This window comes from Microbulbifer yueqingensis, assembly GCF_900100355.1.
Classification (GTDB): domain Bacteria; phylum Pseudomonadota; class Gammaproteobacteria; order Pseudomonadales; family Cellvibrionaceae; genus Microbulbifer; species Microbulbifer yueqingensis.
In genome coordinates this window covers 85,444-110,955 of record NZ_FNFH01000002.1, presented here as the reverse complement: position 1 = coordinate 110,955, position 25,512 = coordinate 85,444, and the positions used below count along the sequence as shown (strand labels likewise).

The following is a 25,512-nucleotide window of genomic DNA, read 5'->3' as shown; positions in this document are numbered from 1 at the left end:
TGCTACAACGGGAGCCGGCATATGGGCAGAAACCGGCGAAATCGCAAAGTTGGCACAGCGGTTGCAGGGTAGCTAGTGCGAGTCGCTGCAAGGCGCTCGTCACGGGAAGCAATCACGGGTTTATGGCAAAGCTTTTAATGCGTGACTTCCCGTTTTCTCTCATCATCGCTGATTCAGGCCCCGCTTTGCGGGGCCTTTTTTTGTCCTGCCGGCGGGCGCCGGGGAAGTACCGCCGGGCCGTGCTCGCCGCGGGCCGGGCAGGGCACCCCGAAGTTGGGCTTTTCTTGGCAGCGGATAAGTGATTCACTTCAGGAAACCCAAATAAAAATACGCGATGTAGCACGCTGCCATGTCTCCCGAAGTCACCGATTATCCCTTGCCCGCACTTCCCGAGGAAAAAGGCGCCTCCACCCATGCTGACTTGATGGAGCACCAGGTTGCCCATATCAGGCAGCTGCTGGGTGAGGTGGCCTGCGGCCTGTGGGAGTGGCAACCGTCTAGCGGCGAGGTGAGGATCGCGGGCGATATATGGGAGCTTTTTGGCGAAAACGGGAAGACAGCATTTCTCAGCCTGTGGGAGTGTGACCAGTTGGTCCCGGTGCATGGTGCGGACCGGGAAAAGCTGCGCGCCGCCCGCAATCGCGTTGCCGCCACCGGCGAAGCGTTCGATATCACGGTCCGTGCGTTCGCCAGCGACGGGCGCCAGTTGTGGTTGCGCTGGTGGGGTCGCAGCATCGGCACGGGCGGACCCGAGGGCAGCGGTGAAGGTGCAAGGGGCGTCATCGGCGGCTGCGCCGACTTCACTGATCCACTCACAATGCGCGACCAGTCTGAGGTGCAGGGGGAGCGTGCACTGTGGACGCTTGCCGCCATAGGGGACGGCCTGTGGGAGTGGGACCTGCTGGCGGACGAGGTGGTGATGGATCGTGCCTGCTGGAAAATGCTCGGTTACGAGGGCGCCGAATCAGGCTCGGATGCGCGCAGTGCGCTCAAGTTGTGGAAGTCCCGTATCCTTCCCGAGGACCTCGCCCGGGCGGAGCGTGCATTCCATGACCATGTTACGGAACAGTTGCCCCTCGACGTGGAATATCGCCTCTGGCACCGCGATGGAGGCGTGATCTGGGTGCGCTGTCGTGGGCAGTTACAAAAAGACAGCGAGGGCAGCCCGGTGAGGGTCCTGGGCCTGGCCCAGGATGTGACCGGGCACCGGGAGGCGAAGGCGCGTCTCGAGCGGGAGCTGGAATCGCAGCGCAAGGAGAGCAAGGTCCGAGCGGAACTGCTGCTCAGCCTGAGTCATGAACTCCGCACCCCCCTCAACGCAATACTCGGTTACAGCCAGATGGTGGAACTGGAGATGAGCCTGAATCCGGACCAGCGACAGCGCCTGGGGGAGATCCGGCGGGCTGGCCAGCACCTTTTGCACCTGGTCGGTGATGTGCTGGAACTGGCACGGATCGACAGCCAGCGCCTGGCGCCGTCCATGGAGCCCATCAAGCCCGCGGCGTTGGTGGAGGATTGCAAGCGTCTGCTGGAGCCGCTGGCCGAGACCCGTAAGGTCACGATCATTTTCGAGCCTCTCGGCTGGGAGGCCGCCTACATCTGTGCGGACCCGGTCCGGTTCAAGCAGGTGGTGTTGAACCTCGCCGGCAACGCGGTCAAGTACAATCGCGAAAACGGCCGCGTAGTGATCAATTTCTCGCCCCAGGCTGAGGGGTGGCTCCGCCTTAGCATCCTCGATACCGGCAAGGGGATCGCCGAGAATCGTCGGGTGGAAGTCTTCGAGCCGTTCAACCGCCTCGGCGCCGAGAGGGGCCAGATAGAGGGAACGGGCGTGGGGCTCGCAATTGCCAAGCGGTTGACCGAGGCCATGGGCGGAAGGATCGATTTTGACAGCCACGAGGACCAGGGCTCCATATTCTGGATCGATTTTCCCCTTATTGATGCACCTCCCGAGGTGATGCAAATGCCCTCCCGCGCCGAGGCACCGGCAAAACTGCCAGCCTGCCGGGTCATGCTGGTGAATAACCGGTTTTCCGAACTGGAAAGGGTACAGGCGATGCTCTCGAAATCCCCCCAGGTGCAGTTTACGGCCGCGAGCGATGCCGTGGAGGCAATATTCCTCGCCCGTACCCGGGGTATCGATGCAGTACTTTTTGATGAAGGTATGCCGGGAATGTCGGCTGAGGACATGAAGCGAATTCTGTGGGAGGATCCCCTGACTGCCAGTATCGCGTTTATCCAGGTGGCACAGCCGGGCGAGGGCCCGAGCCCTGACTCGCTGCCGCCGGCGTTTGACCTGGTGCAGCTGGCGCGAAAGCTCGATCGTGAACTCGCACCTGCCGCAGGCGAGGGCCGGTTGACGAAGGACAGGCAGGCAGAACAATGAATAAGGACGGATTAATCAGTGTTACCAGCGTTTCAATACCCGGGATATAAGCACAACGAGAAGGTGTCGGTGCCGGTGCTCTGGGAGAGTGCACTGGCCCTGACATTGCTCAGTGCCGCGCTGATAGTGTTCAGCAAAACAGCGCTGAGCGAGGATGGTGGCGCGGCATTCCTGTGGCTCGGTGACGCCGTGGCCGTCGCCTACCTCTATCGCCATCCCGTCCGTCACTGGCCAGTATTGTTCACAAGCTTTTTTGCCGCATCTTTCTTCGCTGGCCTGTGGCTTGGCGTGAAATGGGAAATGGCGGCCAAATATACGATCGGCAGCCTGGCGGAAATTCTTCTTGCGGCCGCCCTCCTGCGACGGTTCTGCCCTCGCCACGACTACTTCATGGGAGTGAAGCAGTGGATGCGATTCCTCGCCGTGTCCACGTTGATTCCCCCCCTGGCCAGTGCCAGTGTGGGCTGCTACTTCGTGATGCAGAACAATAATGAGGTCGTTTTCCGAGAGCTGTTTACCCTGTGGTACACCGCCGACGCCATGGGCATGCTCATCCTGCTGCCGATCATGCTGCTGGTGGAGGATGCAATGGAGACGAGGGGCGGCTGGCAGGATTGGGCGGAATTCGCGCTGGTAACTGTCGCGGTTACCGCCCTGGCCTGGATGCTGCTTGAATACAAGGCCTATCCTTTCGTTTTTATTTCCCTTGTCCTGTTGGGGGCGGCTACCCGCCTCAGCCTGTTCGCCAGCCTGTTGGTCATCTGCATCGCCTCGATAACCATGGCGATGCACCTGAGTTCCAGTACGGGGTTGCCACAACCCGCACCGGCGGGGCTGGAGTTGTCCCAGGTACAGCTGGTGATCGCCACTTTCGCAGCTGTGATTCCCGCCTATCTCGTGGCCGTGTTTACCAATATCGAGCGCCGCCGCAATGAGCGCTCCGTGGAAATGGAAAGCAGCTTTCGTGCAGCGGTGGAGGAATCCAGGCTGGGTATCCTGCGGGTTTCCCTGGAAGGCAGGATACTCCAGGTCAATCGCAGTTTTTGCGAGTTTCTAGGCTATGCAGCGGACGAGATCGTAGGTCGAAGCGTGCTGGAGCTGACCTACCGGGACGACTGGGATTCAAGTCGCGACCTGCTGGAGAGGTTCGCGGCAAATGGTGGCCAGCCGTTCTCGGTGGAGAAGCGCTACCAGCACCGTGACGGACATGCGGTGTGGGGGGAACTCCGGGTTTCCGTTGCGCGCAGTTTGCGCGGCGAACCGCTCTATATGTTGTCCCAGGTAGAGGACATCGACTGGCGCAAGCGCAGTGAGGCCAGCCTCCTCGAGGCAAAAGAGCGCCTGCAGGTCACCCTCGCCTCTATTACCGACGCGGTCATTTCCACTGATGAGAAGCAGCGCGTCAACTATATCAACCCGATGGCAGAGAGCCTGACCGGCTGGCCGCAGCGGGAGGCGCTCGGCCGGCCCGTCGATGAGGTCTGCAACATTTCCAGCGGCAGCTCAGATACATTGGGAGGGGCTGTGGCGGAGTGCCTGGCCCAGTCACAGCTGATTCATGGAGGCGAAGGGGCCACCCTGCACAGTCGCGGGGGACGCCGATATGACATCACCTGGTCGGTCTCCCCTCTGAGGAAGCAGCGCGGTGAGCTGCTGGGGGCGGTGCTGGTTATCCAGGACGTCAGCGAGCAGCGGGAGCTCATCAGGCAGTTGAGCTACAAGGCATCCCACGACGGTCTGACCGGCCTGCCCAACCGTGACGCGTTCAAGGGTGAGCTGGAGAGTGCGATTGATGACGTGAATGAGCGGGGCACGCGCCATGCCCTGGTCTTCCTGGACCTGGACCGCTTCAAGGTGATCAATGACAGCGCGGGGCACGTGGCCGGGGACGGGCTATTGCGTGAGATCAGCCAGAGCTTGAGTGGCCAGTTGCTGAAGTCGGACAGCATTGCGCGCCTCGGCGGCGATGAGTTCGGGCTGCTTTTCCGTCATTGCGACCGCGCGCGCGCGAAAGAGCGCTGTGAGGCGATTTTACGCAACATCGGTTTGATGCGGTTTCCCTGGAACAACCGGGTTTACGATGTTGGTGCGAGTGCGGGCATTACAGAAATCAGCCCGGACAACAATCACCTCGGGGACCTCCTGAGCCAGGCCGACGTGGCCTGCTTTTCCGCCAAGCGACTGCGTCGGGGCACGGCAGTCAGTTATGACATGGAAAAGAGTGCAGCGGTTGACCAGCACCGGGAGATCCTCATGGCTTCGGTGATCCGCGACGCGATCGACAACAGCCGTTTTTCCCTCGATATGCAGCCGATTGCTGACGCCTCGAATACCAGTCGTGTCAGCCACTACGAGTTGTTGCTGCGCATGTATGACGAGAAAGGGAAACTGCTGATGCCGGATGCGTTTGTACCGGCGGCGGAGCGCTATGGCCTTATGCTGCCCATTGACCGCTGGGTGGTTGATGAGACCCTGGTAAAACACGCCGGCGCCATCGCGGAAGCCGGATTCAGTTTCGCCCTGAATATCTCCGCTGATGCGTTGGGGGATGCGGGATTCCAGGTTCACCTGCTGGAAGTGCTGGACCGTACGCCCATTCCCAGGGAGCGGATCAGCTTCGAGATTACCGAGACGGCAATGGTCACCCACATGGAGAGCGCCAGCCGTTTCGTGGCCGGCCTGCGCAAACTCGGGTGCAGGATAGCCCTGGATGACTTTGGTAACGGGTTGAGTTCATTCAGCTACCTGAAGTCATTCACCATAGATTACATCAAGATTGACGGCAGCTTTGTTCGGCAGGTGGAGGAGAACTTCGTCGACCTGATCATTGTGGAGTCCATTCATCAGGTGGCCCAGCGGCTCGGCGCACGCACGGTGGCAGAGTTTGTCGAGGATGAGGCCACCCTGCAGCGGATGGCGGCGCTGGGGGTGAACCTGGTGCAGGGCTATTACATCGGCCATCCACGGCCACTGCAAAAGGCCCTTTCCGAGGCTGAATCGCTCGCCGGCGGGCAGGTGGAAGCGGAAGCGTTGAGCGAGGGCACCGCCTGACTGCCCGGTGGTAGCGCCCCCCCTCCGGGAGGGGCGATACGGCCTTGCTTCAGCGTACGCGACCCAGGTGACGACCCACGATCTGTAGCAGGGGCTTGAAGACCTTGGGGCTGGCACAGACCAGGTGGCCGCTGTCGAGGTAGTCGTCGCCGCCGCGGAAGTCACTGATCAGGCCGCCCGCCTCTTTAACCAGCAGGGAGCCGGCGGCGATATCCCAGGTGTTCAGGTACATCTCCCAGAAGCCGTCGAAGCGGCCTGCGGCGACATAGGCGAGATCCAGCGCCGCGGCGCCGGGCCGGCGGATGCCCGAAGTCTGGCCGGCAATTTCCTTGAGGGCCGCTAAATAGGGATCGATATTGTCAAGCGCCGGGCCATTGAAGGGGATGCCGGTGCCGATCAGGGCACCGCGAAGGTTCTGGCGGTTGGAGACCCGGATACGGCGGCCGTTGAGGGCCGCGCCGCGTCCGCGGCTGGCAGTGAACTCCTCGCGCTTGATCGGGTCCAGCACCACCGCGTGCTCGATACGCCCCCGATAGCGGCAGGCGATGGAAACGGCGAACTGGGGAATGCCGTGAATGAAATTGGTGGTGCCATCCAGGGGATCGATGATCCACTCGTAATCGGGCTCTGCACCCTCCTGGAAGCCACTCTCCTCGGCGCGAATGCTGTGCCTGGGGTAGGCCTTGCGCAGGTGATAGATGATCTCCTGCTCGCTCGCGCGATCCACTTCGGTGACGAAATCGTTGCGGCCCTTTTCCTCAAACTTGGTCACATCGCGCTCCCAGGCGCGCTCGATCAGTTCTCCGGCCTTGCGCGCAGCGCGCAGGGCAATGTTCAGCATGGGTTCCATAACTTGTCCGCACTAAGTGGTGAAGTTTAAAAAGCGGGAGATGAGTGACCAGGGAGTCCCTGGATCTCCGGGGCCCGGGCGGGCCGGACGCCGCGATTGTAGGGATTCCCGACCAGATTTGCTACACTCGCGCGCCCCAAACAGCCCGGATTGATTCTGACAGTATGGCCAAGTCCCCCCTCGACAATGCTCCACTGGACGCGCTCGACAATGTGCGGGTAGTGCTCGTTAACAGTGCGCACCCCGGGAACATCGGTGGCGCGGCACGCGCCCTGAAGAACATGGGGTTGCGCCAGCTCTACCTGGTCGCCCCGCGCGAGTTTCCCGCGGCCAATGCGATCTGGCGAGCAGCGGGCGCCGCCGACCTGCTGGAAACGGCTGTGGTGGTAGATACCCTGGAGGAGGCGGTGGCCGACTGTGGCCTGGTCGTCGCCACCAGCGCCCGGGAGCGCCGCATCCCCTGGCCGCTGCTGACGCCGCGCGAGTGCGGTGAGCGGGCGGTCGCCGAGGCCGGGACCCATCCGGTGGCACTGGTTTTCGGCCGCGAGGACCGCGGCCTCACCAACGAGGAGCTGCAGGCCTGTAACTTCCATGTGCATATCCCCGCCAACCCGGAGTACAGCTCGCTCAACCTGGCCACTGCCGTACAGGTGCTGGCTTACGAGGTGCGGATGGCGGCACTGGAGGCCCAGAGGGGCGAGCGACTGAGTTACGCGGACTGGGACCGCCCGCCGGCGAAGGCGAGCGACATGGAGCTCTATTTCGAGCACCTGCAACAGGCCCTGGCGGAGCTGGGCTTCATCGACCCGGACAACCCGCGCCAGACCATGACCCGCCTTCGCAGGCTGTTCAGTCGCGTGCGCCCGGATGATATGGAGCTGGGGATTCTGCGTGGGATGCTCACCGCGATCCAGAACTATATCCACCGCACCGGGGGAAAGGGTCGTCCGGACAACGCATCTGCCGCGGACGGGGAGGAGGGGTGATGCGGAGGTTCCTGGCTACCACCTAATACCCGACCGCTATAAGTGGTTATATACTTGACTGAGTTGGTGGGTTATTCCATACTCGCGCCCCGTTGAAAGGGCTATGGATCAGTCGGGAGCTGACATGCGTTTGACAACCAAAGGCCGCTATGCGGTAACAGCAATGCTGGATCTGGCGCTTCACGCCGATCGCGGCCCGATCAGTCTGGCGGATATTTCCAAGCGCCAGGGCATCTCCCTGTCTTACCTTGAGCAGCTCTTTTCCCGCCTGCGCCAGTCCGGCCTGGTATCCAGCGTGCGTGGACCCGGTGGGGGCTATCGGCTGGCCAGGGGCGGGGCCGACATATTTGTCGCCCAGATCGTCGATGCGGTCAATGAGTCCGTGGACGCCACCAGTTGTGGCGGCAACAGTGACTGCGCGGGCGGCGAGCAGTGCCTCACCCACTACCTGTGGTGTGACCTGAGCGAACAGATTCATAACTTCCTGAGCGGAATCAGCCTCACCGACCTGGTGGAGCGGTCAGAGGTCCAGGAAGTGGCGCGCCGCCAGGATATGCGCGAGGCGGCGCCGGAGCAGAAAGTGGCGGTCATCGGCGGCCTGCAGTGACAGGCACCGGTGTAACCCGGATGTAAAACCGAGAGCACACGCAAACCGACAGATTTAGTGCGCGGAGAAAATTGAATATGAAGCTTCCCATTTACCTGGATTATGCCGCTACCTGCCCGGTTGACCCGCGGGTCGCTGCCAAGATGGCGGAACAGCTGACAATGGAAGGCAACTTCGGTAACCCCGCCTCCCGTTCCCACCTGTTCGGCTGGAAAGCGGAGGAAGCCGTTGAGGAAGCGCGTCGCCACGTGGCCGACCTGATCAACGCCGACCCGCGCGAGATCGTGTGGACCAGTGGTGCCACCGAGTCCGACAACCTGGCCATCAAGGGCGCCGCCCACTTCTACCAGGGGCGCGGCAAACACATCATCACCTCCAAGATCGAGCACAAGGCGGTGCTGGACACCTGCCGCCAGCTGGAGCGGGAGGGGTTTGAAGTTACCTACCTGAACCCGCGCACCGACGGTATCGTCTACCCGGAGCAGGTTGAGGAGGCTCTGCGGGACGACACCATCCTGGTGAGCCTGATGCACGTCAACAATGAGATTGGCGTGATCAATGACATTGCGGCGATCGGCGAGATCTGCCGCGCCCGCAAGGTGATTTTCCACGTGGACGCGGCCCAGAGCGCCGGCAAGCTGCCGATCGACCTGGCGGAGATGAAAGTGGACCTGATGTCCTTCTCCGGGCACAAGATCTACGGCCCCAAGGGCATCGGTGCCCTGTACGTCCGGCGGAAGCCCCGGGTGCGCCTGGAGGCGCAGATCCATGGGGGCGGCCACGAGCGCGGCATGCGCTCCGGCACCCTGCCCACTCACCAGATCGTGGGTATGGGCGAGGCTTTCCGTATCGCGAAGGAAGAAATGGTGGCAGAGCGCGAGCGCCTGCTGCGCCTGCGCGACCGTTTCTGGGACCACATCAAGGACATGGAAGAGGTGCACATCAATGGCTCCGTGGAGCAGCGGGTGCCCGGCAACCTGAACGTGAGTTTCGCCTTTGTGGAGGGTGAAAGCCTGATCATGTCCCTGAAGGACCTGGCGATTTCCTCAGGTTCCGCCTGTACCTCCGCGAGCCTTGAGCCGAGTTATGTGCTGCGGGCCCTGGGGGTAAACGACGAGCTGGCCCACAGCTCGCTGCGTTTCAGCTTCGGGCGCTTTACCAGCGAGCAGGACGTCGATACCGCTGCGGCGGAAGTGCGCCGGGCAGTGGAGAAACTGCGCGAGCTGTCGCCGCTGTGGGATATGTACAAAGATGGTGTCGACCTCAATTCCATTGAATGGGCCGCCCATTAACCGCACGTGAAAGATCCAGGAGAATAGTCATGGCCTATAGCGACAAAGTTATCGATCACTATGAACATCCACGCAATGTCGGCCGCATGGACGACAATGCAGACAATGTGGGTACCGGTATGGTGGGCGCGCCCGCCTGTGGCGACGTGATGCGCCTGCAGATCCAGGTCAACGACCAGGGCATCATCGAGGATGCCAAGTTCAAGACCTACGGCTGCGGGTCCGCCATTGCGTCCAGCTCCCTGCTGACAGAGTGGGTGAAGGGCAAGTCCATCGATGAGGCGGAGCAGATCAAGAACACTGCGATCGCCGAGGAACTGGCCCTGCCGCCGGTAAAAATTCACTGTTCCGTGCTGGCCGAGGACGCCATCAAGGCCGCGGTGCGCAATATCCGCGAGAAGCGTGGCGTCAAGGCAGAAGAGAGCGCGGCCAGCTAAGCAGTAAGGCGACTTTATGGCAATTACCATGACCGAAGCGGCGCGGGCGCACGTCAAGCGCCAGCTCGACAGCCGCGGCAAGGGTATCGGTATTCGGGTGGGTGTCCGTACGGCCGGCTGCTCCGGCATGCAGTATGTACTCGAGTTTGTGGACGAGGCCGGTGCCGGGGACGAAGTGTTCGAGCAGGACGGCGTGAAGCTGGTAGTAGACCCGAAAAGCCTCGTATACCTGGACGGGACCGAGCTGGACTTCGTCAAGGAGGGGTTGAATGAGGGGTTTGTTTTCTCCAACCCGAATGTGAAGAACGAGTGCGGTTGCGGCGAAAGTTTTCACGTGTGAACCCCGGGAGACTCTGATCAGGTCCATGGCCAGAAAATCCCAGGCAGGTTCGTGGGCCGGGTGCGTCACTGCACGCCGGCCTTTTTTGTAGGGCAGCGCCTCCCGTGGCGGAGGGCAGGTCGAGGACTTGGAGCGCGATGACTCAGCAGCTGAATTACTTTGAAATCTTTGGTCTGAAGCCCGGCTTCAGTGTGGACCGGGAGGCCCTGGCGACACGTTACCGGGAGCTGCAGCGTGAATTCCATCCGGACAGGTACGCGGCAAAGTCCGACCGCGAGCAGATGCTGGCCATGCAGTATGCGACCCGGATCAACGAAGCCCACAACGTCCTGCGCGAGCCAGTGGCTCGCGCGGGCTACCTGCTGGAATTGGCGGGGGTCGAGATCAGTCCCGAGCAGACGACCGCTGACGCCGAGTTCCTGATGCAGCAGATGCTGCTGCGCGAGAGACTGGAGGAAGTGCGCGGGGAGGCCGATCCCGAGGCGGCACTGGACGCGCTGAGCAGGGAAGTCGGCGATCTTTTCACCGCCGAACAGGACAGGTTTGGCCGCCTCTTCGTCGACGGCGAACTGGAAGGTGCCAGCGATTCCCTGCTCAAGATGCAGTTCCTGGCCAAGTTGCAAAGGCAGGTGGAAGAACTGGAAGAAGACCTGCTGGGCGATTTCTGAGCCTTGGGGTAGCCGAGGGCGCGGGGAAAGGCGCCGAGATATTGAAGTGACCGATTGCGAAGACGAGTGAGCTGATGGCATTACTGCAGATTTCCGAACCCGGACAGACTCCCGAGCCCCACCAGCGCAAGCGCGCCGTGGGTATCGACCTGGGCACCACCAACTCGCTGGTCGCCACCGTGCGCAGCGGCAGTGCCGAGGTCATCGCGGCGGAGGATGGCAGTCTTATCCTCCCTTCTGCCGTACATTACGGTGCGGATGCTTCTGTCACCGTGGGCAGGCCCGCGCGAGAGCGTGCAGGTGAAGACCCCTACAACACCATGTTGTCCATCAAGCGCTTCATGGGGCGCGGGATCGGCGATGTAAAGAGTTTCGGCGACCAGCTGCCGTACCACTTTGTGCAGTCCGGGGAGGATGCCGGCAAGGGTGGCATGGTGGCAATCGAAACTGCAGCCGGGACCGTCAACCCGGTACAGGTATCCGCGGAGATCCTGAAAGTCCTGGCGGTGCGTGGCGGCCAGGCCCTGGGTGGCGAGCTGGATGGCGCCGTGATCACCGTGCCAGCTTACTTTGATGATGCCCAGCGCCAGGCGACCAAGGACGCGGCAAAGCTCGCGGGCCTGCACGTGCTGCGGCTGCTGAACGAACCCACCGCGGCTGCGGTGGCGTACGGGCTGGACCAGGGTGAGGAAGGGGTGATCGCGGTTTATGACCTGGGTGGTGGCACCTTCGACATTTCCATCCTGCGGCTGTCCCGCGGGGTGTTCGAGGTGTTGTCCACCGGCGGGGACTCGGCGCTGGGCGGCGATGATTTCGACCGCGCCATTGCCGGCTGGATTGCGGAACAGGCGGGGCTGGGCACTGACCACGATGTGGCCACCCAGCGCGCCCTGCTGGATCGCGCCTGTGCGGCCAAGGAGGCGCTGGCAGACCGTACGGAGGTGGAGATCTCCTATGGTGACTGGCGCGGCAACTTGAACCGTGAGGCCATGGCAGCGCTGCTGGACCCGATGATCGACAAGACCCTGCGTGCCTGCAAGCGCGCCCTGCGTGACGCGGGTGTCGGTACCAGCGAAGTCCGGGAAGTGGTGCTGGTGGGCGGTTCCACCCGCACGTTGCGTGTACGCGAGCGGGTGGAGGGCTTCTTCGGCCGCGCGCCGCACGCAGACATCGATCCCGACCAGGTGGTTGCCATCGGCGCGGCCCTGCAGGCCGACGTACTGGTGGGCAACAAGTCCCGTGACGACCTGCTGCTGCTGGATGTGATCCCGCTGTCACTGGGTATCGAGACCATGGGAGGGCTCACGGAAAAGCTGATCCCCCGCAATACCACCATCCCGGTGGCCAAGGCACAGGAATTCACCACGTTCAGGGACGGCCAGACGGCGATGGCGATACACGTGGTGCAGGGCGAGCGCGAGCTGGTCCAGGACTGCCGTTCGCTGGCGCGGTTTGAGCTGCGCGGCATTCCCCCCATGGTGGCGGGCGCGGCCCACATCCGCGTCACCTTCCAGGTGGATGCGGATGGCCTGCTGTCGGTTACCGCGATGGAGAAGAGCAGTGGCGTCAGCGCCGATATCACCGTAAAGCCGTCCTATGGGCTGGAAGAGACGGATATCACCCGCATGCTGCAGGATTCCTATGAGCACGCCGAAGAGGACGTGGCTGCGCGGGCATTGCGGGAGGCGAGGGTAGAGGCCGAGCGGACCCTGGAGGCCCTGCTGGTGGCGCTGGAAGAGAACGGCGCTGAACTGCTGGGGGAAAATGAGCTCAATGAGCTGGAGCGGGCGATGGAGGCCCTGCGCCTCGCCCACAACGGTGGTGATGCGGAGGAGATCCGCCGGCGTATCGAGGCGCTCAATGAGATCTCCGAGCCGTTCGCCGCAAGGCGCATGGATGCCTCCATCAAGCGTGCCATGCAGGGCCATACGCTGGATGAATTCGACCGATAACACGCCCGCACCGACCCCGGCCCGGGGAAGGAAGGTGGGTGAAGGCGCGGGCAGCCCTGGGGCTGCCCGGCCCTTGAGACCATAGCGAGTAAGCACACTATGCCGAAAATCGTATTTTTACCCCACGAAGAGATATGCCCGGAAGGCAAGGTGGTAGAAGTGGAAAGTGGCGTCAGCGTCTGCGACGCGGCGCTGGCGAACGGAGTGGAAATCGAACACGCCTGTGAGAAATCCTGCGCCTGTACCACCTGCCATGTGATCGTTCGCGAGGGTTTTGACTCCCTCGGCGAGCCGGACGAGCTGGAAGAGGACCTGCTGGACAAGGCCTGGGGGCTGGAGCCAGAGTCTCGCCTGTCGTGCCAGGCTATCGTAGACGACGAGGACCTGGTGGTTGAGATACCCAAATACACCATCAACCAGGTGTCCGAAAAGCACTGACGTGCCGGTCGGGCATGAGCAACGGGGAGAAGACGCACACATGAAGTGGACGGACATCAACGACATCGCCATAGAGCTGGTGGACACACACCCGGATGTAGACCCCCTGCGGGTCAATTTCGTCGACCTGCGCAACTGGGTTATCGAGTTGCCCGGCTTCGATGATGACCCGGCGCGCTGTGGTGAGAAGATCCTGGAGGCCATCCAGGCCGCCTGGATCGAGGAAGCTGACTGAAGCGACGTTCCCCGGTCGCGGGGCGGCGGAAGTAGTACAAACTTCGTGCAGTTGTGCGTATAATCCGCCGGCCGTGAAACGGCCTGGCCGCGCTGGCCAGGCTCCTTCGCGGTGCCGGGGGCTGGGCGGAAGCCCGGCCGCCGTAGGAAGGAATTCAAGGAAGAGCAACTGCGGTTGCTCTTTTTGCATGTAAAAATTGTCAATTGGAGAACAAAATGGCCCTGGAGCGCACTCTTTCCATCATCAAGCCGGACGCGGTAGCCAAGAATGTGATCGGCGAAATCGAAAGCCGTTTCGAGAAGGCCGGCCTGCGCATCGTCGCCATGAAAATGGTGCACCTGAGCCGAGAGAAAGCCGAGGGATTCTACGCCGAGCACAAGGAGCGTCCCTTCTTCAAGGATCTGGTGGATTTCATGACTTCCGGTCCGGTGGTGGTGCAGGTACTCGAAGGCGAGAACGCTGTCATGGCGAACCGCGACCTGATGGGTGCCACCAACCCGAAGGAAGCCGAGGCCGGTACTATCCGTGCAGACTTCGCCAACAGCATCGACGCTAACGCTGTACACGGTTCCGATTCCACCGAGTCTGCCGCGCGCGAAGTCAGCTACTTCTTTGCCGACGACGAAATCTGCCCGCGCGCCTAAGCCCGCGTTCGCGCCGGCCCGTCCGGGCCGGCGCAGCCCACTCCCCGAGGTGAATCCATGACCCAGCCACAAACCGAAAAAGTGAATCTGCTAGGCCTTTCGGTCGAAAAGCTGACCGCGTTCTTCGAGTCGCTGGGCGAGAAGCGCTTCCGTGCGGTGCAGGTGCTCAAGTGGATCCACCAGAACGGTGTCGACGACTTTTCCCAGATGACCAATGTCAGCAAGGCGCTGCGGGAGAAGCTCGCCGAGGTGGCCGAGATCTGTGCCCCCGAGGTGCTGGGCCAGTGGGACTCGGCCGACGGCACGCGCAAATGGCTGATTAAAGTAGAGGGCGGTAGTGCCATCGAGACCGTCTACATCCCCGACGGAGACCGTGGCACCCTCTGTGTCTCCTCCCAGGTGGGCTGTTCCCTGGACTGCAGTTTCTGTGCCACCGGCAAGCAGGGGTTTAACCGCGACCTGACCGCGGCCGAGATCATCGGCCAGGTATGGATTGCGTGCAAATCGTTCGGACAGCTCCAGCCCAAGGGACCGCGCAAGGTGACCAACGTGGTCATGATGGGCATGGGCGAGCCCCTGCTCAACTTCGACAATGTGGTCGACGCGATGAACCTGATGATGGAGGACAATGCCTACGGCATCTCCAAGCGCCGGGTGACCCTGAGCACTTCCGGGGTGGTACCCGCACTGGACAGGCTGGCGGACGTGACAGACGTGAGCCTGGCAATCTCGCTCCATGCACCCAATGATGAGCTGCGCAACGAGCTCGTGCCGATCAATCGGAAGTACCCGATCGCCATGCTGTTGGACAGCGCCAAGCGCTATATCGAGCGGATGCCCGACACCCACCGCAAAATGACCATCGAGTACACGCTGATGCGGGAGGTCAACGACCGTCCCGAACATGCAGAGCAGCTTGCCGCCCTGCTGCGCGATGTGCCTGTCAAGATAAATCTGATACCCTTTAACCCGTTTGAGCTCTCTGATTACCAGCGGGTAAGTAATAACGCTTTGCGACGCTTTCAGCAGATTTTGCTGGACAAAGGCTTTACCGTAACCGTGCGGACTACCCGTGGGGACGATATTGCCGCGGCCTGTGGCCAGTTGGCCGGCACGGTCAACGACCGCACGCGCCGGTCGGAGCGCTACCGCAACGCGGCACAGCCGGTAAGGATCGTTGGCTGAAGGGATACCCCATAGAGCCGGCGGCCGGCCGTTTCCCGGCGAAACGCATTATAAAAACTACAGGTGATGTTGTGTTCTCCAAATCCTTTGCCCTGCCATTGGCGGGAGTGATCCTCAGTGCCTGGCTCACTGGCTGCGTGACCACCGGCCTGCCCGATCGGGGCGAGGTGAACCTGGACAAGGCCCTGGATACCCATGTCCAGCTGGGCCTGCGCTACCTGAAGGCCGGGGGCAACCGGGACCTGGCACGTTACCACTTCAATAAAGCCCTGGAGCTGGGCAAGCGGGATCCGCGGGCCCATCACGGCCTGGCGCTGCTGTACCAGGCTGACCAGGAGTTCGAGGTGGCGGAGGACCACTTCCGCAAGGCGCTGCGCTACGGTGACGATTTTTCCATGGCGCACACCAACTACGGGGTCTTCCTTTACCAGCAGGGCCGCTACGAGGATGCGCTGGAGCAGTTCCGCATCGCCTCCGAGGACCTCACCTACAACCGCCGCTCCTATGCGCTGACCAACCTCGGGCGGTGCGCGCGCGAGCTGGGCAAGGAGGTCGAGGCTGAAAAGGCCTATACACGCGCACTGGCGCTGGACAGCGACCTGCCCCAGGCGTTGCTGGACCTGGCGGAACTCAAGTTTGACACTGGTGCCTATACAGAGGCTAAGCACTACCTGGATCGCTACAGTGCAAAAAACCGGCAGGTCCCCCAGTCGCTGTGGCTCGGGATCCGCATAGAGAAGATTTTTGGCAACCGCGACAAGGAACGCAGTTACGGACTCGCCCTGAAGAACCTTTATCCCTATTCGGCGGAAACGCTCAAATACCAGAAGATGATGGCCAATGACGGTTAACCAGTCCGAAACTGTAAATGAGGCGGAGGCCTCCCCCCGCAACCAGCCGGTGTCCGGAGATACTCCGGGTACCCTGATCCGCCGTGCGCGCGAAGCGGCCGGCCTGAGCCGCAAAGAACTCTCCGAGCGCATGTGCTTTATCGGGGACAAGCTGACCCTGCTGGAGAACGACGACTACGCACGGCTCCCGGCGTCCCTGTACATCAAGGGGTATATCCGCAACATCTGCAAGGAGCTGGATATCGACGAGGCCCCGATCCTGCAGGCCTATTCGGGCTATTGCGGCCAGGAAGAGGACACCCCTGCGATACTGGATCATGTCCAGCGGGACTCCGGCCCGGTCGCCGGTGGCCGGCGCGGCTTGTCCGGACTGGCGTTGGTGTCGCTGATAGCCGTCGGCGGGGCTTTCTGGTGGATGAACGGCAATGATGGGACTGCCCCATCGGTGGCTGCCGTGAGCGAGGTCGCCGAAACCGCGTCTGCGCCAGTCGCGGAGCCGGCGCATCCCGAATTTGTCGGCGATGACGTTGACCTGGCAGCCGAAGAGCAGGTGGCCCCTGGAGCGGTTTCCGTTAATGCGGACGAGGCCGGCGATTCGCTTTCTGCCCCGGGCGGCGATGCGGTGGCCGAGGCGGTTACCGAACCGGCTGTATCTGCGGAACTCCCGGCAGAGGGCGCGGCCGACACCGCACCTGCGGAGCCGACTGGCACCGCGACTATCCGGTCCGACGTGGCTGCGGCGGCGGTTGAATCGCCGGCGGTGACTGAGCCGGAACCTGCTAGCCTCTCTGAGCCCGTGGGCAGTCCAGTCACCGGCAATGAAACGCAGGCGTCCCCGGTCGATGCCGCTGTTGCCGCAGCCGCGGAGACCGCAGCGGCCCAGGCGCGCCTGCAACTGAGTTTTGCCGAGGACGCCTGGATCGAAGTGAAAGACGCCAGTGGCAGTGTGCTGGTTGCCAAGCTCCAGCCGGCGGGCTCGGGCGTGGACCTCCGCGGCGAGCCGCCCTTCAAGCTGATGCTCGGCAATGCAGCGGCCACCGAGGTGCGCTTCGAGGGCGAGCTGGTGGACAGTTCGCCGCTCGGTAACCGTCGCACCCGCCGTATCACTGTCGGGCACTGACCCGTCCCTCTTCCCCCGGGCGCAAACCCTGTAGGTTTGCGCCCAATCTCTCTATAATTCCCCCTCGATTTTTTCAATCTGCGAAACTGGCAGGTCAGCCCTATGCAATTCGAGTCACCTATCGTCCGCCGCGTGTCGCGCCAGATCATGGTCGGCAATGTGCCCGTCGGGGGCGGAGCGCCGATATCGGTACAGAGCATGACCAATACGGATACCTGCGATGTGGCGGCCACCGTCGGCCAGGTCCAGCGACTGGAGCAGGCCGGGGCGGATATCGTGCGGGTATCTGTGCCCAGCATGGATGCTGCCGAGGCCTTCGGCGAGATCAAGAAACAGGTCTCCGTGCCGCTGGTGGCCGATATCCATTTCGATTACCGCATCGCCCTGCGGGTGGCAGACCTGGGTGTGGACTGCCTGCGAATCAACCCGGGCAACATCGGTCGCGAGAAGCGTATCCGGGCGGTGGTCGACAAGGCCCGCGACCTCGGCATCCCGATCCGTATCGGTGTCAATGCCGGGTCCCTCGAGAAGGACCTGCAGAAAAAGTATGGCGAGCCGACCCCTGATGCCCTGGTGGAGTCTGCGCTGCGCCACGTGGAGATACTCGACAGCCTCGACTTCCAGGATTTCAAGGTGAGCGTCAAGGCTTCCGATATCTTCATGGCCACCGCTGCCTACCGCAAGCTGGCCCAGCAGATCGAGCAGCCACTGCATCTCGGGATAACCGAGGCGGGCGGTCTTCGCTCGGGTACGGTCAAGTCCGCCATCGGTCTCGGGGCGCTGCTGCTGGACGGCATCGGCGATACGCTGCGGGTGTCGCTGGCGGCGGACCCGGTCGAAGAGGTCAAGGTGGGCTGGGACCTGCTGAAGAGCCTGCGGCTGCGCACCAAGGGCATCAATTTTATTGCCTGCCCCAGCTGTTCGCGCCAGAACTTCGATGTGGTCAAGACCATGAACGAGCTGGAGACGCGCCTCGAGGACATTACCACGCCCCTCGATGTCGCCGTGATCGGCTGTATCGTCAACGGGCCCGGCGAGGCCAGGGAGGCGGATATAGGCCTTGCCGGGGGCACCCCGAGCCACGCGATCTACGTGGATGGGCAACCGGACCGCAAGTTCAGGAACGAGAACCTGGTCGATGACCTCGAGCGCCTGATCCGCGAAAAGGCGGCGGCCAAGGAAGCCAGTGAAGCGGACATCATCGCCAGGTCCTGAGCGACACTCCCCGCAAGTCAAAACAAGTTTGAGTTACACGATTAAGGAATACCGTTGAAACAGCTTCGCGCAATTCGCGGCATGAACGACCTGCTGCCGGCAGACTCCCCCACCTGGCAGTATGTGGAATCCACGCTGAGCGAGCTCTTTGCCCGCTATGGCTACAGCGAAATCCGCACCCCGCTGCTGGAAGTCACCCAGCTGTTCAGCCGGGCGGTGGGTGAGGCCACCGATATCGTCGAGAAGGAGATGTATACCTTCGACGACAAGAGCGGCGACAGTGTCACCCTGCGCCCGGAAGGCACGGCGGGTACCGTGCGGGCTGGCATACAGAACAACCTGCTGACCACGCCCCAGCGGCTGTGGTATTTCGGCCCCATGTTCCGCTATGAGCGCCCGCAGAAGGGTCGGCTGCGCCAGTTTCACCAGTTTGGGGTGGAGGTGTTTGGCATCGAGGGCCCGGATATCGATGCAGAAATCCTCATCATGACCGCGCGCCTGTGGCGCCAGCTGGGTGTGGCCGACCATGTGCGGCTGCAGCTGAATTCGCTCGGCAACAGCGAAAGCCGCGCCGCCTACCGCGAGGCCCTGGTGGCATACCTGGAAGAGCGCCGAGACCAGCTCGATGAAGACAGCCAGCGCCGCCTGGAGCGCAATCCGCTGCGCATCCTCGACAGCAAGAATACCCAGACGCAGGAACTGCTGGCCGATGCTCCCTGTCTACTGGACTTCCTCGACCAGGAATCCGCGGCGCACTTTGCCAGCCTGCGCCAGATGCTGGACGCTGCCGGGATCGAATACGAAATCAACCCGCGGCTGGTGCGCGGGCTGGACTATTACGGCAAGACCGTGTTTGAGTGGGTCACTGACAGCCTGGGGGCCCAGGGCACCGTCTGCGCCGGTGGCCGGTACGATGGCCTGGTGGAGCAGATGGGCGGCAAGCCTACGCCCGCGGTTGGTTTCGGCCTGGGCGTCGAGCGCCTGGTGCTGTTGCTGCAGACCCTGGAGGTGCTTCCCGAGGCACTGGAGCAGCAGGTCGATGCCTACCTGGTCGCGGTAGGTGATGTACAATCGGCGGCCCTGACGGCTGCGGAACAGATCCGCGACAGCCTGCCGTGGTTGCGCCTGCAGACCCACTGCGGCGGCGGCAGTTTCAAGAGCCAGATGAAGAAGGCCGACAAGAGCAGCGCCGACTTCGCACTGATCATCGGTGAGGACGAGGCCGCAGCGGGCCAGGTAACTGTCAAGTTCCTGCGCGCTGACGAACCGCAGCAGACCGTGGCTGTTGCCGACCTGGCCGCGGTGCTCCAGGGCTGAACCACAGAATTGTGCAGCGACGGTATGTGCCGGCGATCAGTCTGGTCGCAGCCGGCGACCGTCACTGCGGGAAGTCTCAAACAATCACAGGAAAGACGAGTTACCCATGGCTGACCATATTACCGAAGAAGAACAAATAGAAACGCTGAAGCGCTGGTGGGCGGAGAATGGCAAGGGGATTGTCACTGGCGTGGTGCTGGCCCTGGCGGGTTACTTCGGCTATCAGTTCTGGCAGGGCAACGAGCGCGCTTCCGCGGAAGAGGCCTCCGATCTCTACCAGGGCTTCCTGCAGGCGGTGAGTGCGAACCAGGGCGAGCCGGACAACAAGCAGCTGACGACGGCAAATAGCCTGGCGCGCCAGCTGAAAGACGAATTCGGCGACCGTATCTACGCCTCCCAGGCAGCCCTGCACCTGGCGGCACTGGCCGCGGATGATAACGACCTGGAAGAGGCCGAGAAACAGCTCCAGTGGGTGCTGGACAACGCTTCCGAGACCTCGCTGGAGCTGGTCGCCAAGCGTCGCCTGGCAGCCGTGAAGAGTGCGCGGGGCAAGTCCGAAGAAGCGCTGAAGTTGCTGGAAGGGGATGTGCCCGAAGCATTCGCCGCCCTCTACGCCGAGACCCGCGGCGATATCCTCCTCCAGCGGGGTGACGAGCCCGCCGCCAGGTCGGCCTATGAGGAAGCGCTGGCCCTGCTGCTGCCGGAACAGGCCGGGAGCGCCCAACTGCTGCGGCTGAAGGCGGAGAGCATCGGCGCAACCGCAACAGGCGCAGATACCGGAACCGAAGCAGCAGCGGAACAGGAAGAGAGTGAAAGCAAGCCGGCACAGGAGAGTGACGAGCAATGAGATTTTTTTCCCGCGCATTGAGCCGGGCAACTCTTGTGGCGCTGGCAGCCACACTGGTTGCCTGCGCCTCCAACGAGGAGCAAGAGGATACCGACCCGCTTGAACTCACCGAGATCAATGAAAAGGTGGAGCTGCGGGAGGTGTGGTCCCGGGGAATTGGCGATATCGACGTCAAGCGTTACGCCATGCTCAAACCCGCTATCGGCGCCGGCCGTATCGTGGCGGCCAGCAGTGATGGCGAGGTCAGTGCCTTCGAGCGCAGCTCGGGCAATCGCCTGTGGGAAACCGAGCTCGATGTGCCCCTGAGCGGCGGCGTCGGGGTCGGCCTGGGCCTGGCGGTGGTTTCCGATTACCGCGGTCGTGTGGTGGCCCTGAACCTGGACGACGGCTCTGTGGTATGGGAGCACCAGCTCTCAGCCGAGGTGGTTGCAGCGCCCGCTGTGGGTTCGGGCGCGGTGGTGCTCCAGACTGTGGATGGCAAGCTGTTTGGCCTCGACGCCGGTGAGGGCACAGAGCTCTGGCGTCACAGCAGCACCCTGCCGGTCCTTACCCTGCGCGGCACCGCAGCGCCGGTGATATCGGGCGGGATGGTCTTTGCGGGGCTGGACAATGGCAAGCTTATCGCCCTGGATGCCCGCGACGGCATTCCGCGCTGGGAACAGCGTGTGGCCATCCCGCAGGGGTCGGCTGAACTGGAGCGTGTTGTCGATATCGATGGCGCCCCCGTAGTGCGGGGTGACCTGGTCTTTGCCGCCAGCTACCAGGGGCGCGTGGTCGCCCTGTCGCGTAACGACGGCCGCGGCTTGTGGGCACGCGATGCCTCTACCAATCACGGCGTCGACGTTGGGGCCGGCAATGTATACTTGAGCGATGCCTCTGGCAGTGTCTACGCCTACAATGTGGGCAATGGCCAGATCGCCTGGGGCAACGACAAGCTGTTGCGGCGTGAACTCAGTGGCCCGGCCTACTTCGGTGATACCGTGGTGGTGGGTGACCTGGAGGGCTACCTGCACGTCCTGGACCCTGCCACTGGCGAGCTGATTGGCCGCGAGCAGATCGATGGTGATGCGGTGCGCATCCCGCTGCTGGTGGATGGTGACCTGTTGTTTGCCCTCTCCGACGGAGGAGAGCTGGTGGCGCTGCGCCTCGAGCGCCGCTGATCCGGGATACGGCTGAACCACTCCCTTCACTGGTTGTGGAGAGAGACCCAAGAGTGGGAGCCCGTCGGCAAAGGCCGGCGGGCAACTGAATTATCGCCCGCGCCACGCGCGGGCGTTCGCATTTCTGGCAAACGGGAAATTGTCCCGAGTAGATTGAATTATGCTGCCTGTTATCGCCCTGGTCGGGCGCCCCAATGTGGGCAAATCCACACTATTCAACCGGCTCACCAAGAGCCGAGATGCGCTGGTGGCCAATTACGCCGGCCTGACCCGCGACCGCAAGTACGGTGAAGCGGAATTCGAGGGCCGCAAGATGATACTCGTGGACACCGGGGGGATCACCGGTGACGAGGAAGGAATCGATGCCGCCATGGCCCAGCAATCCATGCAGGCCATCGAGGAGGCGGACTTCGTCCTGTTTATGGTCGATTGTCGCGCCGGCCTGACGCCCGCGGATGAGATGATCGCCGAGCAGCTGCGCTCGCGCTCGAAGCCGACCCTGCTGGTGGCCAACAAGGTTGACGGCGTGAACCCAGATATCGCCCTGGCACCATTCTACGAGCTTGGCATCGGCGAGCTGTTCCCGACTACCGCCACCCATGGTCGCGGCGTGCGTAACCTGATGGAGCGGGTGGTCGAGGGACTGCCGGAGCAGCCGGTCGCGGCCGAGGAGGAACAGGCCAAAGGCATCAAGATCGCCATCGTCGGACGCCCGAACGTGGGCAAGTCGACCCTGGTGAACCGGCTGCTGGGGGAGGACCGGGTGGTGGTGTACGACCAGCCGGGTACGACCCGCGACAGTGTGTACATCAACTATGAGCGCGATGACAAACCCTACACGCTGATCGATACAGCCGGCATCCGGCGGCGCAAGAACATCAAGGAGTCGGTGGAGAAGTTCTCCATCGTCAAGACATTGCAGGCGGTGGAAGATGCCAACGTGGTGGTGCTGGTCATCGACGCGCGCGAGGGCCTGGTGGACCAGGACCTGCACCTGATGGGCAGCGTGATCCAGGCCGGCCGCGCCCTGGTGGTGGCCCTGAACAAGTGGGATGGGCTGGAGCCGGAACACCGCGACTACGTCAAGACCGAGCTGGAGCGGCGCCTGCGTTTTGTTGAGTTTGCGGATATCCACTTTATCTCGGCCCTGCACGGGACCGGGGTCGGCCACCTGTATGAATCCATCGAGGCCGCTTACCAGTCGGCCACCGACAAGCTTTCAACCAATCACCTGACACGGATCCTGCAGTGGGCGGTAAGTGAACACCAACCTCCGCTGGTACACGGCCACCGTATCAAGTTACGCTACGCACATGCGGGGGGGCAGAACCCGCCGGTGATCGTCATCCACGGTAACCAGACCGAGCAGGTGCCGGCGCACTATGTGCGCTACCTTGAGAAGACTTTTCGCAAGGCGCTCGACCTGCACGGTACTCCCGTGAAAATCGAGTTCCGCACCGGGGCCAACCCCTATGCCGGAAAGAAGAACAAGCTGACCGATCGCCAGAAAGCCAAGAAGCGCCGGTTGATGAAGTTTGTGAAAAAGAAGAAATAACCCGGCGCACCGGGCCCGGGACGCATAGCGCCAGGCTGCGCGTGGGCCGGGTGACCTGGCTTCCACCCGAAGCCTGTGGATTGGGATTCGCTGAACGGAGGAATCGTTATGCTGGACCTGAAGAACCCCGCACTGTTGCGCAAGCAATCATATGTCGGCGGCGAGTGGATCGATGCCGATTCGGGGGCGACCCTGGACGTTACCAACCCGGCCAACGGCGAGGTGATCGCCAGTATTGCCGACTGTGGTGCGGCTGAGACACGCCGGGCCATCGAAGCGGCAAGCGCCGCCTGGCCCGCCTGGCGTGACGCCACGGTGAAGGAGCGGGCGGGGGTCCTGCGGCGCTGGTATGACCTGATCATCGAGAACGTCGATGACCTGGCAAAAATCCTCACCACCGAGCAGGGCAAGCCGCTCTCTGAGGCCGCGACCGAAGTAAAATACGGCGCCAACTATATCGAGTGGTTTTCGGAAGAGGCCAAGCGCATTTATGGCGACGTCATCGCGCCGCCCTCCAATGACAAGCGCATCGTGGTGATCAAGCAGTCGGTCGGCGTTACCGCCTCCATCACCCCGTGGAACTTCCCCAGTGCCATGATCGCCCGCAAGATGGCCCCGGCCCTGGCCGCGGGTTGCCCGTTCGTCGCCAAGCCGGCCTCGGAGACGCCCCTGTCAGCTCTCGCCCTGGCCGCCCTGGCGGAAGAGGCCGGTATTCCCGCGGGCGTATTCAATGTGGTGGCGGGTAAGAGCTCGCGCGACATCGGTGCCGAGATGACCTCCAACCCACTGGTGCGCAAGTTTACCTTCACCGGTTCTACCGCGGTGGGTAAACAGCTGCAGGCCCAGTGCGCCGAGACCATCAAGAAGACCTCGATGGAGCTGGGTGGCAACGCACCATTTATCGTGTTTGACGACGCCGATCTGGATGCTGCGGTCAAGGGGGCGATTGTCTGCAAGTACCGCAATGCCGGCCAGACGTGTGTCTGTGCTAACCGCATCCTCGTCCAGGAGGGGGTCTACGACGCCTTCGCCGAGAAATTCAGCGCGGCGGTACGCGACCTGAAGATGGGCGATGGCAGGGAAGAGGGCGTGGACGTCGGCCCGATGATCAATACCAGCGCAGTGAAAGACGTGCAGTCCCTGGTCGAGGACGCGACCTCCAAGGGCGCCGAGGCGGTGGTCGAGGGCGGGCCCAGCGAGATGGGGGCCTGTTTCTACGCACCCACGGTCCTGACCGGGGCGACTGACGAGATGAAGCTCTTCAAGGAAGAGATATTTGGTCCGGTAGCGCCGCTGTACAAGTTCTCAACCGAGGAAGAGGCCATCCGCATGGCCAACGACACGGAGTTTGGCCTGGCCTCCTACTTCTACTCCCGCGATATCGGCCGTATCTGGCGCGTGAGCGAGGGCCTGGAATACGGCATGGTCGGTATCAACGAGGGCATAATCTCCAATGAGATGGCCCCTTTCGGTGGTATCAAGCAGTCCGGTGTCGGCCGGGAAGGTTCCAAGTACGGCATCGATGATTACATCGAGATCAAGTACCTGTGCATGGGTGGGATCGACCAGTAGGCACAGTGCTTCCTGCCCCCTCAAGGAGGCGGGCAGGGGGTGGCCGGCAAGAGAAGACGACCATCGATACAAAGATCCAGCTATCACCCATTGGCATAGTCCATTCCTGTTTTGGCGAGAAGTTTGGCGTGCCGCGACAGCCTCTTCTGGCCGACGCCAGTCGCGCGGCCATCGAACTGCTCCCTCCCCTGGATACCCCCGAGGCCGTGGCGGGGCTGGCAGACAATACCCATATCTGGGTGTTGTTCCAGTTCCACCAGGCTGCGGGGCAGTGGTCCGCGAAGGTGCGCCCGCCGCGCCTGGGTGGCAACAGGAAGCTCGGTGTCCTCGCTACCCGCTCACCCTTCCGGCCCAACAATATCGGGCTGTCGGTGGTGCGCCTGCTGCAAGTGCGTACCTCCCCGCGCGTGGAGCTGGTTATCGGTGGCGCAGACCTGGTAAACGGAACCCCGGTACTGGACATAAAGCCCTACATTCCTTATGCGGACGCGCTGCTAGATGCCGAAAGCGCCTTCGCCGCCGAAGCCCCCGAACCCGTGGTGGTCAATATCCCCCAGGGTATCCTGCAGCAAGCCGAGGCTTACCGGGATGACTGGGGCACTGACCTGCCTGCACTGATCAAGCAGGTGCTGGCCCAGGATCCCAAACCCGCCTACCAGAAGCCGGACCCGGAGCGGATATACGGGATGAAGCTGTGCGGTTTCGACCTGCGCTGGCAATACCACGAAAATGCGATCTCGGTGGTGGCGCTGGATCCGGAGCCAGGGGGTGACGATGCTCAGGCAACCTGACCGGGGAGATCGG

23 protein-coding genes are annotated in these 25,512 nt (G+C 62.6%); 22 read left to right on the top strand and 1 reads right to left on the bottom strand.

Going from position 1 to position 25,512, the window contains the following annotated elements; all coding sequences use genetic code 11:
* The first annotated feature begins 349 nt into the window (after positions 1-349).
* Positions 350-2,386: an ATP-binding protein gene (locus BLT26_RS04380; RefSeq protein WP_091509158.1), complete on the top strand. Its 2,037-nt coding sequence runs from the start codon at positions 350-352 to the stop codon at positions 2,384-2,386.
* An 18-nt stretch (positions 2,387-2,404) separates the two neighbouring features.
* Positions 2,405-5,437 carry an EAL domain-containing protein gene (locus tag BLT26_RS04375; RefSeq protein ID WP_091509154.1) on the top strand — a complete coding sequence of 1,011 codons (3,033 nt, stop codon included), beginning with the start codon at positions 2,405-2,407 and terminating at the stop codon, positions 5,435-5,437.
* 49 nt (positions 5,438-5,486) lie between these two features.
* Here the strand turns inward: BLT26_RS04375 and BLT26_RS04370 are convergent, their stop codons facing one another.
* Positions 5,487-6,287, bottom strand: coding sequence for an inositol monophosphatase family protein (locus BLT26_RS04370; RefSeq protein WP_091509150.1), 801 nt, complete (start codon positions 6,285-6,287; stop codon positions 5,487-5,489).
* A gap of 164 nt (positions 6,288-6,451) precedes the next feature.
* On the opposite strand from BLT26_RS04370, the gene trmJ reads away from it, so the two are divergent.
* The 20 genes from trmJ (at position 6,452) to tsaA (ending at position 25,499) form a co-directional block, all read left to right on the top strand.
* The gene (gene trmJ, locus BLT26_RS04365) at positions 6,452-7,273 is read left to right on the top strand and encodes a tRNA (cytosine(32)/uridine(32)-2'-O)-methyltransferase TrmJ (protein ID WP_091509147.1); all 822 of its coding nucleotides are present in this window, start codon (positions 6,452-6,454) and stop codon (positions 7,271-7,273) included.
* Positions 7,274-7,397: 124 nt separating this feature from the next.
* Positions 7,398-7,880, top strand: a complete 483-nt coding sequence (gene iscR, locus BLT26_RS04360; protein ID WP_091509143.1) for a Fe-S cluster assembly transcriptional regulator IscR — start codon at positions 7,398-7,400, stop codon at positions 7,878-7,880.
* A gap of 77 nt (positions 7,881-7,957) precedes the next feature.
* Positions 7,958-9,172, top strand: coding sequence for an IscS subfamily cysteine desulfurase (locus tag BLT26_RS04355; protein ID WP_091509140.1), 1,215 nt, complete (start codon positions 7,958-7,960; stop codon positions 9,170-9,172).
* A 29-nt stretch (positions 9,173-9,201) separates the two neighbouring features.
* Positions 9,202-9,609, top strand: a complete 408-nt coding sequence (gene iscU / locus BLT26_RS04350) for a Fe-S cluster assembly scaffold IscU (RefSeq protein WP_091509136.1) — start codon at positions 9,202-9,204, stop codon at positions 9,607-9,609.
* A gap of 16 nt (positions 9,610-9,625) precedes the next feature.
* Positions 9,626-9,949, top strand: coding sequence for an iron-sulfur cluster assembly protein IscA (gene iscA / locus BLT26_RS04345; RefSeq protein ID WP_091509133.1), 324 nt, complete (start codon positions 9,626-9,628; stop codon positions 9,947-9,949).
* Positions 9,950-10,086: 137 nt separating this feature from the next.
* Entirely contained in the window at positions 10,087-10,617 is a 531-nt protein-coding gene (hscB, locus tag BLT26_RS04340) for a Fe-S protein assembly co-chaperone HscB (RefSeq protein ID WP_091509129.1), read from the top strand.
* 74 nt (positions 10,618-10,691) lie between these two features.
* The gene (hscA, locus tag BLT26_RS04335; protein WP_091509126.1) at positions 10,692-12,569 is read left to right on the top strand and encodes a Fe-S protein assembly chaperone HscA; all 1,878 of its coding nucleotides are present in this window, start codon (positions 10,692-10,694) and stop codon (positions 12,567-12,569) included.
* A 99-nt stretch (positions 12,570-12,668) separates the two neighbouring features.
* Positions 12,669-13,007: an ISC system 2Fe-2S type ferredoxin gene (gene fdx / locus BLT26_RS04330; protein WP_091509122.1), complete on the top strand. Its 339-nt coding sequence runs from the start codon at positions 12,669-12,671 to the stop codon at positions 13,005-13,007.
* A gap of 40 nt (positions 13,008-13,047) precedes the next feature.
* Positions 13,048-13,242 (top strand): Fe-S cluster assembly protein IscX, encoded by a 195-nt coding sequence (iscX, locus tag BLT26_RS04325; RefSeq protein ID WP_091509118.1) that lies wholly within the window; start codon positions 13,048-13,050, stop codon positions 13,240-13,242.
* A 215-nt stretch (positions 13,243-13,457) separates the two neighbouring features.
* Positions 13,458-13,886: a nucleoside-diphosphate kinase gene (gene ndk, locus BLT26_RS04320; RefSeq protein ID WP_091510915.1), complete on the top strand. Its 429-nt coding sequence runs from the start codon at positions 13,458-13,460 to the stop codon at positions 13,884-13,886.
* Between the two features lie 57 nt (positions 13,887-13,943).
* On the top strand, positions 13,944-15,071 hold the full coding sequence (rlmN, locus tag BLT26_RS04315) for a dual-specificity RNA methyltransferase RlmN (protein ID WP_091509115.1): 1,128 nt from the start codon (positions 13,944-13,946) through the stop codon (positions 15,069-15,071).
* 71 nt (positions 15,072-15,142) lie between these two features.
* The gene (gene pilW / locus BLT26_RS04310) at positions 15,143-15,922 is read left to right on the top strand and encodes a type IV pilus biogenesis/stability protein PilW (RefSeq protein WP_245720589.1); all 780 of its coding nucleotides are present in this window, start codon (positions 15,143-15,145) and stop codon (positions 15,920-15,922) included.
* Positions 15,912-17,042 carry a RodZ domain-containing protein gene (locus BLT26_RS04305; RefSeq protein ID WP_091509110.1) on the top strand — a complete coding sequence of 377 codons (1,131 nt, stop codon included), beginning with the start codon at positions 15,912-15,914 and terminating at the stop codon, positions 17,040-17,042. Before pilW ends, BLT26_RS04305 begins: the two co-directional genes overlap by 11 nt.
* Before the next feature lie 102 nt (positions 17,043-17,144).
* The gene (gene ispG, locus BLT26_RS04300; RefSeq protein ID WP_091509106.1) at positions 17,145-18,257 is read left to right on the top strand and encodes a flavodoxin-dependent (E)-4-hydroxy-3-methylbut-2-enyl-diphosphate synthase; all 1,113 of its coding nucleotides are present in this window, start codon (positions 17,145-17,147) and stop codon (positions 18,255-18,257) included.
* A 54-nt stretch (positions 18,258-18,311) separates the two neighbouring features.
* Positions 18,312-19,574 (top strand): histidine--tRNA ligase, encoded by a 1,263-nt coding sequence (hisS, locus tag BLT26_RS04295; RefSeq protein ID WP_091509103.1) that lies wholly within the window; start codon positions 18,312-18,314, stop codon positions 19,572-19,574.
* Positions 19,575-19,680: 106 nt separating this feature from the next.
* On the top strand, positions 19,681-20,421 hold the full coding sequence (locus BLT26_RS04290; protein WP_091509100.1) for a YfgM family protein: 741 nt from the start codon (positions 19,681-19,683) through the stop codon (positions 20,419-20,421).
* Positions 20,418-21,581 (top strand): outer membrane protein assembly factor BamB, encoded by a 1,164-nt coding sequence (bamB, locus tag BLT26_RS04285; protein WP_091509094.1) that lies wholly within the window; start codon positions 20,418-20,420, stop codon positions 21,579-21,581. Before BLT26_RS04290 ends, bamB begins: the two co-directional genes overlap by 4 nt.
* A gap of 160 nt (positions 21,582-21,741) precedes the next feature.
* Positions 21,742-23,136 carry a ribosome biogenesis GTPase Der gene (gene der, locus BLT26_RS04280; protein ID WP_091509086.1) on the top strand — a complete coding sequence of 465 codons (1,395 nt, stop codon included), beginning with the start codon at positions 21,742-21,744 and terminating at the stop codon, positions 23,134-23,136.
* 108 nt (positions 23,137-23,244) lie between these two features.
* Positions 23,245-24,708 (top strand): NAD-dependent succinate-semialdehyde dehydrogenase, encoded by a 1,464-nt coding sequence (locus tag BLT26_RS04275; protein ID WP_091509082.1) that lies wholly within the window; start codon positions 23,245-23,247, stop codon positions 24,706-24,708.
* 62 nt (positions 24,709-24,770) lie between these two features.
* Positions 24,771-25,499: a tRNA (N6-threonylcarbamoyladenosine(37)-N6)-methyltransferase TrmO gene (tsaA, locus tag BLT26_RS04270; protein WP_425435275.1), complete on the top strand. Its 729-nt coding sequence runs from the start codon at positions 24,771-24,773 to the stop codon at positions 25,497-25,499.
* The last annotated feature ends 13 nt before the right edge of the window (positions 25,500-25,512 follow it).

What these genes read in the sequence shown, in the direction of transcription:
- BLT26_RS04355 (WP_091509140.1), top strand. Translation starts at nt 7,958, where the DNA reads ATGAAGCTTCCCATTTACCTGGATTATGCCGCTACCTGCCCGGTTGAC.
- iscU (WP_091509136.1), top strand. Translation starts at nt 9,202, where the DNA reads ATGGCCTATAGCGACAAAGTTATCGATCACTATGAACATCCACGCAAT.
- hscB (WP_091509129.1), top strand. Translation starts at nt 10,087, where the DNA reads ATGACTCAGCAGCTGAATTACTTTGAAATCTTTGGTCTGAAGCCCGGC.
- BLT26_RS04290 (WP_091509100.1), top strand. Translation starts at nt 19,681, where the DNA reads ATGGCTGACCATATTACCGAAGAAGAACAAATAGAAACGCTGAAGCGC.
- iscA (WP_091509133.1), top strand. Translation starts at nt 9,626, where the DNA reads ATGGCAATTACCATGACCGAAGCGGCGCGGGCGCACGTCAAGCGCCAG.
- rlmN (WP_091509115.1), top strand. Translation starts at nt 13,944, where the DNA reads ATGACCCAGCCACAAACCGAAAAAGTGAATCTGCTAGGCCTTTCGGTC.
- der (WP_091509086.1), top strand. Translation starts at nt 21,742, where the DNA reads ATGCTGCCTGTTATCGCCCTGGTCGGGCGCCCCAATGTGGGCAAATCC.
- BLT26_RS04380 (WP_091509158.1), top strand. Translation starts at nt 350, where the DNA reads ATGTCTCCCGAAGTCACCGATTATCCCTTGCCCGCACTTCCCGAGGAA.
- bamB (WP_091509094.1), top strand. Translation starts at nt 20,418, where the DNA reads ATGAGATTTTTTTCCCGCGCATTGAGCCGGGCAACTCTTGTGGCGCTG.
- ispG (WP_091509106.1), top strand. Translation starts at nt 17,145, where the DNA reads ATGCAATTCGAGTCACCTATCGTCCGCCGCGTGTCGCGCCAGATCATG.
- BLT26_RS04305 (WP_091509110.1), top strand. Translation starts at nt 15,912, where the DNA reads ATGACGGTTAACCAGTCCGAAACTGTAAATGAGGCGGAGGCCTCCCCC.
- iscR (WP_091509143.1), top strand. Translation starts at nt 7,398, where the DNA reads ATGCGTTTGACAACCAAAGGCCGCTATGCGGTAACAGCAATGCTGGAT.
- hscA (WP_091509126.1), top strand. Translation starts at nt 10,692, where the DNA reads ATGGCATTACTGCAGATTTCCGAACCCGGACAGACTCCCGAGCCCCAC.
- ndk (WP_091510915.1), top strand. Translation starts at nt 13,458, where the DNA reads ATGGCCCTGGAGCGCACTCTTTCCATCATCAAGCCGGACGCGGTAGCC.
- BLT26_RS04275 (WP_091509082.1), top strand. Translation starts at nt 23,245, where the DNA reads ATGCTGGACCTGAAGAACCCCGCACTGTTGCGCAAGCAATCATATGTC.
- fdx (WP_091509122.1), top strand. Translation starts at nt 12,669, where the DNA reads ATGCCGAAAATCGTATTTTTACCCCACGAAGAGATATGCCCGGAAGGC.
- trmJ (WP_091509147.1), top strand. Translation starts at nt 6,452, where the DNA reads ATGGCCAAGTCCCCCCTCGACAATGCTCCACTGGACGCGCTCGACAAT.
- BLT26_RS04370 (WP_091509150.1), bottom strand. Translation starts at nt 6,287, where the DNA reads ATGGAACCCATGCTGAACATTGCCCTGCGCGCTGCGCGCAAGGCCGGA.
- iscX (WP_091509118.1), top strand. Translation starts at nt 13,048, where the DNA reads ATGAAGTGGACGGACATCAACGACATCGCCATAGAGCTGGTGGACACA.